The organism is Thermomonas sp. (assembly GCF_025993755.1).
In the GTDB taxonomy this organism is placed as follows: Bacteria; Pseudomonadota; Gammaproteobacteria; order Xanthomonadales; family Xanthomonadaceae; genus Thermomonas.
In genome coordinates this window covers 18,307-30,432 of sequence record NZ_JAMQHN010000004.1, presented here as the reverse complement: position 1 = coordinate 30,432, position 12,126 = coordinate 18,307, and the positions used below count along the sequence as shown (strand labels likewise).

The 12,126-nt window shown below is 65.6% G+C and carries 11 protein-coding genes; 2 read left to right on the top strand and 9 right to left on the bottom strand.

Features of this window, described 5'->3' with window-relative positions:
* The 7 genes from Q0X16_RS00320 to Q0X16_RS00290 form a co-directional block, all read right to left on the bottom strand.
* On the bottom strand, positions 1 to 480 hold a 480-nt coding region (locus tag Q0X16_RS00320), incomplete at its 3' end, for a tRNA pseudouridine(13) synthase TruD (RefSeq protein ID WP_297829360.1).
* 2 nt (positions 481 to 482) lie between these two features.
* Positions 483 to 962 (bottom strand): 2-C-methyl-D-erythritol 2,4-cyclodiphosphate synthase, encoded by a 480-nt coding sequence (gene ispF / locus Q0X16_RS00315; protein WP_297829357.1) that lies wholly within the window; start codon positions 960 to 962, stop codon positions 483 to 485.
* A 55-nt stretch (positions 963 to 1,017) separates the two neighbouring features.
* Complete coding sequence (ispD, locus tag Q0X16_RS00310; protein ID WP_297829346.1) at positions 1,018 to 1,704, bottom strand: 2-C-methyl-D-erythritol 4-phosphate cytidylyltransferase; 687 nt, start codon at positions 1,702 to 1,704, stop codon at positions 1,018 to 1,020.
* Positions 1,701 to 2,042 (bottom strand): cell division protein FtsB, encoded by a 342-nt coding sequence (gene ftsB, locus Q0X16_RS00305; RefSeq protein WP_297829344.1) that lies wholly within the window; start codon positions 2,040 to 2,042, stop codon positions 1,701 to 1,703. The genes ispD and ftsB overlap by 4 nt, the downstream gene beginning before the upstream one ends.
* A 14-nt stretch (positions 2,043 to 2,056) precedes the next feature.
* Positions 2,057 to 3,349 (bottom strand): phosphopyruvate hydratase, encoded by a 1,293-nt coding sequence (eno, locus tag Q0X16_RS00300; RefSeq protein WP_297829341.1) that lies wholly within the window; start codon positions 3,347 to 3,349, stop codon positions 2,057 to 2,059.
* Between the two features lie 116 nt (positions 3,350 to 3,465).
* Positions 3,466 to 4,299, bottom strand: a complete 834-nt coding sequence (gene kdsA, locus Q0X16_RS00295) for a 3-deoxy-8-phosphooctulonate synthase (protein WP_297829339.1) — start codon at positions 4,297 to 4,299, stop codon at positions 3,466 to 3,468.
* On the bottom strand, positions 4,280 to 5,983 hold the full coding sequence (locus Q0X16_RS00290) for a CTP synthase (protein ID WP_297829336.1): 1,704 nt from the start codon (positions 5,981 to 5,983) through the stop codon (positions 4,280 to 4,282). The genes kdsA and Q0X16_RS00290 overlap by 20 nt, the downstream gene beginning before the upstream one ends.
* 247 nt (positions 5,984 to 6,230) lie before the next feature.
* On the opposite strand from Q0X16_RS00290, the gene parE reads away from it, so the two are divergent.
* Together parE and Q0X16_RS00280 are read left to right on the top strand one after the other, a co-directional pair.
* Positions 6,231 to 8,120: a DNA topoisomerase IV subunit B gene (gene parE, locus Q0X16_RS00285; protein ID WP_297829333.1), complete on the top strand. Its 1,890-nt coding sequence runs from the start codon at positions 6,231 to 6,233 to the stop codon at positions 8,118 to 8,120.
* A gap of 115 nt (positions 8,121 to 8,235) precedes the next feature.
* Complete coding sequence (locus tag Q0X16_RS00280; RefSeq protein ID WP_297829331.1) at positions 8,236 to 10,212, top strand: alpha/beta fold hydrolase; 1,977 nt, start codon at positions 8,236 to 8,238, stop codon at positions 10,210 to 10,212.
* 89 nt (positions 10,213 to 10,301) lie between these two features.
* Here Q0X16_RS00280 and Q0X16_RS00275 read toward each other — a convergent pair whose 3' ends face one another.
* A complete protein-coding gene (locus Q0X16_RS00275) occupies positions 10,302 to 11,564 on the bottom strand; it encodes an FAD-dependent oxidoreductase (RefSeq protein ID WP_297829328.1) in 1,263 nt (420 codons plus the stop codon).
* Positions 11,565 to 11,597: 33 nt separating this feature from the next.
* Entirely contained in the window at positions 11,598 to 12,080 is a 483-nt protein-coding gene (locus Q0X16_RS00270; RefSeq protein WP_297829326.1) for a peptidylprolyl isomerase, read from the bottom strand.
* Positions 12,081 to 12,126: the final 46 nt, after the last annotated feature.

The window sequence follows — 12,126 nt, the reverse complement described above, 5'->3', positions numbered from 1 at the left end:
GCGCTGTTCGCCGAAATAATTGGGCACGCCGCGCGCGGCGATGGCCTGCAGGCGTGATTCGATGGCACTTCGACCCCCTTCGACGCCACGCAGCGCCAGCACGAAGCGGTTGCCGGCCAGCGCGCCACGCGGCAGCTTGCGGGAATGCCAAGCACGGTCGAGGACGCGCAAATCGTCACTGTGCAGAGCCGCAATATCGGGCGCGATTTTCTTCGGCAGCCAGACCGAGAAACGCTGGCGGGTGACGGCGTGGCGATCCTTCAGTCCGGCAAAACCAATCGCCGATTCGGGCACGCCCGCCCACTGCGCGATGACTTTGGCCGCATACGCGGTATTCATGCCGCGCTTTTCGACGGTCAGCAGCAGGTGCTCGCCCGCACCGCTGGGCTCGAAGCCCGGAAGCTCCTCGACCTGAAAATCCTCGGGCGTTTCCCGGATGCGTCCGGAAAGCACCGGCGCGCCGTGGGCACGCGGCAGCATCGTCACGCGCGCACCAGCAGGCACACCGCCTGCGCGGCGATGCCCTCGCCGCGCCCGGTGAAACCGAGCTTCTCGCTGGTGGTGGCTTTCACGCTGACCGCATCGACGGCGATGCCGAGGTCGGCGGCGATCGCTTCACGCATTTCGGCGACATGCGGACCGACCTTCGGCCGTTCGCAGATCACGGTGATGTCGCAATTGCCCGTGCGCCAGCCCAGGGCGCGGATCAGACCGTCGCAGTGGCGGACAAAGGCGCGGCTGTCGGCATCCTTCCAGCGCGGCTCGGAGGGCGGAAAATGCTGGCCGATATCGCCCAGCGCCAGCGCGCCGAGCAGCGCATCGCACAGGGCGTGCAGCGCCACGTCGCCATCGGAATGCGCCAGCACGCCGTGCGTATGCGGAACGCGAACGCCGCCCAGCATGACGTGGTCGCCGTCGCCGAAGGCGTGAACGTCGTAACCCTGGCCGATGCGGATGTCCATGCCGGTATCCCTGTAGGAGCGCCCCATGGGCGCGACCATTGTCCCAGATTGCGAATCAATTCCGGGCCGACAGCAGGAACTCGGCCAGCGCCAGATCGGCCGGCGTGGTCACCTTCAGGTTGTCCTCGCGTCCTTCGACCAGCGCGGGGTGCAGGCCGAGGGATTCCACGGCCATCGCCTCATCGGTGACGGCAAGGCTGCCGGCCACCGCCGCTTCCAGCGCCCGCTGCAGCAGGTCGCGTCGAAACGCCTGCGGCGTCAGCGCCCGCCACAGGCTCTCGCGCGGCTCGGTGGCGGCGATGCGCGCAGCGGCATCGGCGCGCTTGAGCGTGTCGCGCACCGGCGCGGCGAGAATGGCGCCATCGGCATGCGCGCCTGCGGCAGCAATCAGTCGATCAAGGTCTTCGCGCCGCAGGTTTGGGCGCGCGGCATCGTGGACCAGCAGCAGCGCATCGGTGGCCACCGTGTCTGGAAGCGCGCGCAGCGCGGCCAGCACCGAGTCGGCGCGCTCGGCGCCACCGACGCAAGTCAGCACCGGCTTGCCGCACAGGCGCGTCCAGCCCGGCCAGCGCGGATCGCCCTCGGCCAGCGCGACCACCGCACCTTCGACCTCGGGATGCGACAGCAGGGCCTCCAGCGCGTGCTGGATCAACGGCTTGTCCGCCGCATGCAGGTATTGCTTGGGAATTCCGCCGCCGAACCTGCGCCCGCTGCCTGCCGCCGGCACCAGCGCCCAGTTCATGGGTGGGTTCCGTCCGCAGCGGGCGCCGAGGCTTCGGGCGAGGGCGAAGCGGCAGCATTGCCGTCGATCACCCGATAGAACGTCTCGCCCGGCTTGACCAGGCCCAGTTCGCTGCGCGCGCGCTCCTCGACCGCCTCGCCGCCCGACTTCAGATCCGCGACTTCGGCCGCCAGCGCATCGTTGCGCGCCTGCAGCCGCGCGTTTTCGGCGCGCTGCAATTCAACCTGCGCCTTCAGCGCCACGACTTCCTCCTGGCCGCCGCTGCCGTACCAAAGCTTGTACTGCAGGGCCGCAAGCAGCCCCAGCAGGACGAGCAGCAGCGCGAGGAAAGTCTTCATCCCCGGCGCGTCGGTCAGCGGGCCAGCGACACGAAGGCGCCACGCCCCGCATAGCGCGCGGCGCTGCCCAGCTGCTGCTCGATCCGCAGCAGCTGGTTGTACTTGGCCACGCGATCGCTGCGGCACAGCGAGCCGGTCTTGATCTGGGTCGCGGTGGTGGCCACGGCGATGTCGGCGATGGTGGTGTCCTCGGTTTCGCCGGAACGGTGCGAAACGATCGCCGCGTACTTTGCCGCATCGGCCATCGCGATGGCTTCCAGAGTTTCGCTCAGGGTGCCGATCTGGTTGACCTTGATGAGGATGGCATTGGCCACGCCGCGCGCGATGCCGTCCTTGAAGATGCGCGGATTGGTGACGAACAGGTCGTCGCCGACCAATTGCACCTTGCCGCCGAGGCGATCGGTCAGCAGCTTCCAGCCGTCCCAGTCGTTTTCCGCCATGCCGTCTTCGACCGTGACGATCGGGTAGCGCTCGCACCAGTCGGCGAGGAAGTCCGTGAACTGCTCCGACGACAGCCGCTTGCCTTCGCCGGTCAGGTTGTACTTGCCGTTCTCGAAGAACTCGCTGGAGGCCACGTCCAGCCCCAGCAGCACGTCCTCGCCGGCCTTGTAGCCGGCCTTGCCGATGGCTTCGAGGATGGTTTCCAGCGCTTCCTCGTTGCTGCGCAGGTCGGGCGCGAAGCCGCCCTCGTCGCCGACTGCGGTGGACAGCCCGCGCGCCTTGAGCACGGACTTGAGCGCATGGAACACCTCGGTGCCGCAACGCAGCGCCTCGGAGAACGCATCGAAACCGACCGGCAGGATCATGAACTCCTGCATGTCGACGTTGTTGTCGGCGTGGGCACCACCGTTGATGATGTTCATCATCGGCACCGGCAGCGCCGGCGCCGCGCCGGTCATGCCGGCGAGGTACTGCCACAGCGCCTGCTTGCGCGATGACGCCACCGCGTGCGCGGCCGCCAGCGACACGCCCAGCAGCGCGTTCGCGCCCAGCCGGCCCTTGTTCTCGGTGCCGTCAAGCTCGATCAGTTTCCGGTCCAGACCGGACTGGTCGGCGGCGTCGAAGCCCTTGAGCGCATCGGCAATGGCGCCGTTGACGTTGCCCACGGCTTTTGAGACGCCTTTGCCGAGATAGCGGGTCTTGTCGCCATCGCGCAGTTCCACCGCCTCCTTGCTGCCGGTGGAAGCGCCGGACGGCACCGCAGCGCGGCCGAAGCTGCCGTCGGCCAACACGACATCGGCTTCGAGGGTGGGATTGCCGCGGCTGTCGAGGATTTCGCGAGCGTGGATGGAAGTAATCGTGGTCATGGGCGGGTTGGTTGTTTCCGTTGCAAAAAGATTTTCTGGACGAGGATCAGAGCGGATTGAAGCGGATAAAGCGTTTCATTTCCGAAGAGTCATCCGCACGATTCGCGTCCAGACATTCAAACGCTTGTTTCGAGGAAACCGCTGCGCTTGGCGATGGCGTCCAATTGAAGCAGGGTTTCAAGCAGCGCTTCCATCTTGCCCTGCGGCCACGCATTCGGGCCGTCCGACAGTGCCTTGCTCGGGTCGGGGTGGGTTTCCATGAACACGCCGGCCACGCCGACGGCAATGGCCGCGCGCGCCAGCACCGGCACGAACTCGCGCTGGCCGCCGCTCGTGTTGCCTTGCCCACCCGGCAGCTGCACCGAATGGGTGGCGTCGAACACCACCGGACAACCGGTGTCGCGCATCACGGACAGCGAACGCATGTCGCTGACAAGGTTGTTGTAGCCGAACGACGCGCCGCGTTCGCAGACCATGATCTGCTGGTTGCCGGTGGATTTCGCCTTCTCGACCACCGGTTTCATGTCCCACGGCGACAAGAACTGGCCCTTCTTGATGTTGACCGGCTTGCCGGTGGCGCAGACTCTGGTGATGAAGTCGGTTTGCCGCACCAGGAACGCCGGGGTCTGCAGCACATCGACAACAGCGGCGACTTCATCCATCGGCGTGTATTCGTGGACGTCGGTAAGCACTGGCACGCCGACCTGGCGCTTGACCTCGGCCAGCACCCGCAGTCCTTCCTCGATGCCGGGACCGCGGAAGCTGTTGATGGACGTGCGGTTGGCCTTGTCGAAGCTGGACTTGAAGATGAAGGGAATCCCGAGCCTGCCGGTGATCTCCTTCAGTGTGCCGGCGGTATCCACCTGCAGTTGTTCGGACTCGATCACGCAGGGACCGGCGATCAGGAACAGCGGCTGGTCGAGGCCGACTTCAAATCCGCAGAGATTCATGCGTTCGGGTCTCCGGTAAAGATGATTTTCCCGCCTTGCGCTCACGCGCGGCGCGGATGAAGCCGATAAACAGCGGATGGCCGCTGCGCGGGGTGGACAGGAATTCGGGGTGCGCCTGGCAGGCGAGGAACCACGGATGCGCGTCCTGCGGCAATTCGATCATCTCGACCAGCAAATCGTCCATCGACTTGGCTGAAATCACCAATCCCGCTTCTTCCATCTGCACGCGGTAGCGGTTGTTGAATTCGTAGCGGTGGCGGTGGCGCTCGCCGACCACGTCCTTGCCGTACAGCCGGTGCGCCAGCGTGCCCGGCTTGATCCGCTGCTCCTGCAGGCCCAGCCGCATGGTGCCGCCGAGATCGGAACCCTCGCTGCGCTGCTCGATCTCTCCGGTCTGGGTGCGCCATTCGGTAATCAGGCCGATCACCGGATGCGCGGTGCCGCGATCGTTCTCGGTACTGTTGGCATCCATCAGGCCGACCACGTGGCGCGCCATGTCGACCACCGCCGCCTGCATTCCGTAGCAAATGCCGAAGTACGGCAAACCGGTTTCACGCGCGTACTTCGAGGTCAGCACCTTGCCGTCGAAACCACGGTCGCCGAAGCCGCCCGGCACCAGCACGCCATCGACACCGGTCAGCAGCGCCGCCGCGCCGTCGCGCTCGATGTTCTCGGCCTCCAACCACTTCAGGTTGACCCGCGTGCGCTGGCGCAGCCCGCCGTGCTTGAGCGCCTCGCCCACCGATTTGTAGGCGTCCTTGTGGTCGACGTACTTGCCGACCACCGCGATCGTGACCTCGTCCTGCGGATGCTCGGCGGCATCGACCACCGCATCCCATTCGGACAGGTCGACCTGGCGCGCCTTGCCGCCCAGCCCCAGCTGTTCCACCACCAGCTGGTCGAGCCCCTGCGCGTGCAACCAGCGCGGGATCTTGTGGATGTTGTCGAGGTCGATGGCGGAAATCACCGCCTTTTCCGGGACGTTGGTGAACAGCGCGATCTTGCGGCGCTCGCCCTCGGGCAGCGGATGTTCGCTGCGGCACATCAGCACGTCCGGCTGGATGCCGATGCCGCGCAGTTCCTTGACCGAATGCTGGGTCGGTTTGGTCTTGAGCTCGCCGGCGGCCTTGATGAACGGCACCAGGGTCAGGTGCATGAACATCGCCCTGCCCGGCCCGCGCTCGATCCGCAGCTGGCGGATGGCTTCGAGGAAGGGCAGCGATTCGATGTCGCCGACGGTACCGCCGATCTCGACGATGCCGACGTCGTAGCCGCGCGTGGCCGCATCGATGCAGCGCTTGATCTGGTCGGTGACGTGCGGGATCACCTGCACGGTGCCGCCCAGGTAGTCGCCGTGGCGTTCCTTGCGGATCACCGCTTCGTAGATCTTGCCGGTGGTGATCGAGTTCAGGCCCGACAGGCGAGTGTTGACGAATCGCTCGTAGTGACCGAGATCGAGGTCGGTTTCGGCACCGTCGTCAGTGACATAGACCTCGCCGTGCTGGAACGGACTCATCGTCCCCGGATCCACGTTGAGATACGGATCCAGCTTCATCATCGTCACCGACAGGCCGCGGGCTTCGAGGATCGCCGCGAGCGAGGCGGCGGAAATCCCCTTGCCCAGCGAGGACACGACGCCCCCGGTGACGAACAGGAGTGGCGTTTCGGAGGCAGGCGCGGTCATGGGGATGGCACGGTGCTGGAAACGCCTATTCTAACGGCAAGCGTCAAGGCGCGCCCGCCTGCCTCCCGCGCAATCGCAAATTCCCGCCACCGCACGTTCGAAGTATTTACTCGGACAATCAACCACTTGCGAAAGTGGCGCGCCCATCCAACGGGGCTCGGTGTGGAATTGCCCCGGCCCGCCCGATGGCCTTGCGTACAATTTGCGTGTCTCCGCGCGCCGCGCGACCCCACGACCGATCCGCTGAATGAACGCACGCTACAACGCCGCCGATATCGAAGTCCTGTCCGGGCTGGATCCGGTCAAGCGCCGCCCCGGGATGTACACCGACACCACCCGCCCCAACCATCTGGCGCAGGAAGTGGTCGACAACGCGGTGGACGAAGCGCTGGCGGGACACGCCCGCAATGTCGATGTCGTGCTGCATGCCGACGGCAGCTGCGAGGTCGCAGACGACGGTCGCGGCATGCCGGTGGACATCCATCCCGAAGAAAGGATCCCCGGTGTCGAACTGATCCTCACCCGCCTGCACTCCGGCGGCAAGTTCAACAACAAGAACTACACGTTCAGCGGCGGCCTGCACGGCGTCGGCGTGAGCGTGGTCAACGCGCTGTCGACCAGACTGGACGTGTTCATCAAGCGCGACGGCAGCGAATACCACATGGGCTTCGCCAACGGCGATCGTGCCTCGAAGCTGGAAACCGTCGGCAGCGTCGGCAGGAAGAACACCGGCACCCGCCTGCGCTTCTGGCCGGATCCGAAGTATTTCGACACGCCGAAGTTCAACCTGCGCGCACTCAAGCACCTGCTGCGCGCCAAGGCCGTGCTCTGCCCGGGCCTGACCGTGAGCCTGTTCGATGAAGCCAGCGGCGAGCGGGTGGAATGGCATTACGAGGACGGCCTGCGCGACTACCTGACCGGCGAGCTTCAAGGCCGCGAACTGCTGCCGCCGGAGGCGTTCGTCGGCAGCCTGTCGCGCGAGGGCCAGATCGTGGACTGGGCGGCAGCCTGGGCTGCCGATGGCGAACTGGTGCAGGAAAGCTACGTCAACCTGATCCCGACACTGCAGCACGGCACCCACGTCAACGGTCTGCGCACCGGCTTCACCGAGGCGCTGCGCGAGTTCTGCGATTTCCGCAACCTGCTGCCGCGCGGCGTGAAGCTGGCGCCGGAGGACGTCTGGGATCGGGTCGCCTTCGTGCTGTCGCTGAAGATGAGCGACCCGCAGTTTTCCGGCCAGACCAAGGAACGCCTGAGTTCGCGGCAGGCCGCCGGCTTCGTCGAGGGCGCGGCGCACGATGCGTTCTCGCTGTGGCTGAACGCCAACACCGAATTCGGCGAACGCATCGCCCAGCTCGCGATCGAGCGCGCGGCCGCACGACTGAAGACCGAAAAGCAGATCGTCCGCAAGAAGGTGACCCAGGGCCCGGCGCTGCCCGGCAAACTCGCCGACTGCATCTCGCAGGACCTCTCGCGCACCGAACTGTTCCTGGTCGAGGGCGACTCCGCCGGCGGCAGCGCGCGGCAGGCGCGCGACAAGGATTTCCAGGCCATCCTGCCCCTGCGCGGCAAGATCCTGAACACCTGGGAAGTCGCATCCACGCAGGTGCTGGCCTCGCAGGAAGTGCACGACCTGGCGGTGGCCATCGGCTGCGATCCCGGCAAGGACGACATCGGCGGGCTGCGCTACGGCAAGATCATCGTGCTGGCCGACGCCGACTCCGACGGCCTGCACATCGCCACCCTGCTCAGCGCGCTGTTCCTGCGCCATTTCCCGGCGCTGGTGCACGGCGGCCACGTGTTCGTGGCGATGCCGCCGCTGTTCCGTATCGACGTCGGCAAGCAGGTGTTCTACGCGCTGGACGAAGACGAAAAGCGCCTGCTGCTGGAGAAGATCGAACGCGAGAAGATCCGCGGCCAGGTTCACGTCACACGCTTCAAGGGCTTGGGCGAAATGAACCCCTCGCAGCTGCGCGAATCGACCATGCACGTCGACACCCGCCGTCTCGTCCAGCTCACCGTCGACGACGACGCGGCCACGCGCGGACTGATGGACATGCTGCTGGCCAAGAAACGCGCCTCCGACCGCAAGGGCTGGCTGGAGCAAAAGGGCGATCTGGCGACGCTGGAGGTGTGATTCCACGCACGGCTTCGGTCGGCGCTACACTTTTCAACGGAAACGCGACGTCGTCACCGTCTGCCGTTGGCGTCGATGCAGTCTCTCTACAAAGATCTTCCGGGAGATTCAATAGATGATGATGTTTGAAAAACCACGCCAAGCGTGGCGTCGGTCTCGCGCCCTGTTCCTGGCCTCCATTCTGCTACTGCCGTTCGGCCAAAGTATTGCCCAGGCTCCGTCCGCGGCAGACTTCACGCGCCGACCAGAGGCATGGGAAGTCTCTCTTTCCCCATCCGGTGACTATGTGGCTCTTGCCGTTCCTTCCCGGGACGGACTGGAAACGCAGCTTGAGATCACGAACCTGGCCACAGGCGATACGCAGGTACTGCGATTCGGCCTGAGATTCCACGTTTCCGATGTCGTCTGGACCGACGACGATCAGGTCGTCGTCTCACGTGCGGAAATGCAGCCCTTCAAGTCGCGTCCGGTCTCCATGGGCCACCTCTATACCTCGGACATCCGTGGCCAGAACCGTGACGTCCTGTTTGGCTATGTCCCGGACAGCGGTTCCAGGCGCGGGCGCCGCAAGGACGAAGGCTGGTCCTCCGTCATTCGGGTTCTCAACAGCGAACCCGGCATGGCACTGGTCCGCTTTGACTGCTGGAACTGCGGGGATGATCCTGACACCGTCATTTTCAAGGTCAACACGAAGACGGGCGATCGCCGTGAGGTCGAACGCGGGAACATGCGGGCAAGCTACCAGTTCGACCTGACCGGCAGGGCAAGATTCCGCACGACTTTCGATGATGACAACGAACCTAGCGTGTCCTACCGCCGCACTGCCGAAGACGACTGGTCGCCACTGCCGAAATCCATCGCCGGACGGTTGCTTTATGGAGCCCGATTCGCCAGTGACGGCAATACGGTTTATGCGCTCGTCACCGATGCACTGGAACCGGCGCAGGCCTATCGCATCGACCTGCAGGCAGGCACGCGTACCAGACTCGCGGGCTTTTCCGATGTGGGCGCCACCGGCTTCATGTACGAAGGTCGGGACGGAATTCCGTTTGCCGTCACGTCCGATGAATACAAACCGTCGATCCAGTACCTTGATCCGAACTCGCCATGGGCACAACTGCATGCCGGGCTCATGAAATCGTTCCCCGGTCAGATGGTGGACTTCACCGGCTTCAGCCGCGACGGCAACAAGGTTCTGTTCAGCGTCTGGTCTGATCGCGACATCGGCAGCTACTACGTTTACGACAGGGCAACACGACAAGTCCAGAAAATCATCGACTACATGCCCTGGCTCAAGCCGGAAAACATGGCACAGACTCGCCCGATCGAGTTCACCAACCGCGATGGCATGACCATCCACGGGTTCTATACGGCAATGGGCACCGGACCCAAGCCGCTGGTCGTCATGGCCCACGGCGGGCCGTTTGGCGTGTACGACCAGTGGAGCTTCGATGACGAAGTCCAGTACCTTGCGACGCACGGCTACGCCGTCCTGCAAGTGAACTATCGCGGCTCGGGTGGCCGCGGTGAAGCTTTCCAGCGCTCAGGATGGCAAGGCTGGGGAACGACCATCCAGAACGACATCACCGATGGCGTCCGCTGGGCCATCCAGCAGAACCTCGCCGATCCACAGCGTATCTGCACATTCGGGGCCAGCTTCGGTGGTTACACGGCTCTGATCCAGCCGATCCTCAACCCGGGGATGTACAAATGCGCAATCGGCTACGTCGGCGTCTATGATTTGCCACTGATGCTGAGAACCGACAGGAACCAGGGTGCACCCATGCGCACACAGCGTTTCTTCGATCGCACGCTGGGAACCGATATGGAAACGCTTGCCGGCATCTCCCCTGTACAACGGGCAGCCGAGTTGCAGGTACCAGTCATGCTGGCCCATGGCAAGGACGACCAGACGGCAAATTTCAACCAATACAAGGCGATGGTTGCCGCCTTGAATTCACAGAACAGGCCACCTGAACTGTATGCAGTCCCCGGAGAAGGCCACGGGTTCGTAAATCCCGAGAACCGCGCGGAGTTGTTCCGCAGGGTTCAAGCCTTCCTCGACAAGTACATTGGCCCCAACGCGCACTGAAACAGCCGCATCAAGATCGATTCGAAGGGCGACGCAAGTCGCTCTTCGTTGTTAGGGGTCGGCGGAGAGGTTTTACGCAATCTTGAAGTTCACGCGAACCGCGCCGGATCGAACGGAGCCGGGTTGACGTCGGGCTCACGTCCGCACACCAGATCCGCCAGCATCTGGCCGGTTCCGGCGCTCATGCCGACGCCCATCATGCCGTGCCCTGCCGCCAGCCACAGATGGGCGTGGCCGGGGGCACGGCCGATCAGCGGCACGTCGTCGCGGCTCATCGGGCGCCAGCCGCACCAGCGTTCCTGCTCCTGCGGGCCAACCGGCACGTGCAGAAATTCGCGCGCGCCCCGTTCCAGCGCGCCCAGCCGGCGCGGATTCAGGCTGGAGTCGAAGCCGGAAAACTCCATCGTGCTGCCCAGCCGGTAGCCGTCGCTCCAGGACGTCACGCACACCGAAGGCTCGAACAGGATCACCGGGCGGCTCGGCACCCGCGCCGGGAGGCTGTAGGTGATCGAATAGCCCTTGCCCGGCTGGATCGCCTTGCGCAGCCAGCGCAGGCCGACGGCGGACGCGATCTTCGGCGTCCAGGCGCCGGCGGCCAGGACGACATCGTGCGCCGACAGGTCTCCCTGCGTGGTGCGCACGCGGACGCTGCCAGCCTCCTCCGTCAGCGCAACCAGCGCGCAGTTTTCCCGGATCTGCCCGCCGCGCTCGCGTACCACCCGCGCCAGTTCGGCGACGTAGCGGTCCGGCCGCAGCGCGGCATCGCCCGTGAAGCGCATCGCCCCGGCCAGTCCTGGCTTGAAGGCCGGATCGCTGGCCTCGTAGTCGCGCCCGTCGATGACCTCCACCGCGATGCCCAGTTCGCGCAGCAGCGGCACGTCGCCCAACTCGCGGTCCAGCGCGCGGCGGGTGCGGAACACGTAGTCCTCGCCGGTCTCGGCGAAGTCGCAGCGCAGGCCGAAGGCCTCGACCCAGCGCTGGATCCGCTGACGCGAATCGTTCAGGAGGCTGGACTTGGCGCGGGCGCTGGCGCGGTAGTCCTTTTCGTTGCAGCGGCGGACGAAGCCGAGGAACCAGCTCAACCGCAGCGGGTCGAGGGTCGGCTTGATGTACAGCGGCGCGTCCGGCGTGAACATCCAGCGCGCCGCCCGCCAAAGCGTCCCCGGCCCGGCCAGCGGCGGCGCGTGGCTGGGCGTCAGGGTGCCGCAGTTGCCGTGGGACGCGCCGCTGCCGACGCCGGCGGCGTCGATGACGGTGACGGAGTGCCCCGCTTCCAGCAGCGCCAGCGCGGTCGCCAGGCCGGACACGCCGGCGCCGACCACGAGACAATCCACCGCCGGCGCGCCTGTCATCGCCAGATCCGCCCGAACGGCCCGTTGCGGCTGTCAGTGCTCGTGGCCGCCCTCGCCGTGGACATGGCCGTGGGCAAGCTCTTCTTCCGTGGCCTCGCGCACGTCCACGATCTCGATGTCGAACTCCAGATCCTTGCCGGCCATCGGGTGATTGAGATCGACATCGACCACGCTCATGCCCACCTTCTCGATCACCACCGCGCGCGGCCCGTGATTGGTGTTGAGCACGACCTGCATGCCCGCCACCAGCCGCTGGACGCCGAAATGCTTCTTGGGGATGCGCTGGGTCAGGCCGTCGCGGCGCTCGCCGTAGGCTTCCGCGGCGGTGACGGCCGCCTTGAAGCTGTCGCCGGCTTCGTGGCCTTCCATCGCCTTCTCGAGACCGGGGATGATCTGGCCGCGCCCGAACAGAATCGAAATCGGCTGACCGGCCTCCTTCGAATTTTCGATCGCGTCCTTGCCGGCCTCGGCGACGCTGTAGTGGAAACGGACGACCCGGTCTTGTTCGATCTTCATGAGGCTCCTGCCATCGGTTGGCGCTTGCCGGCGTGGTGCAATGGGC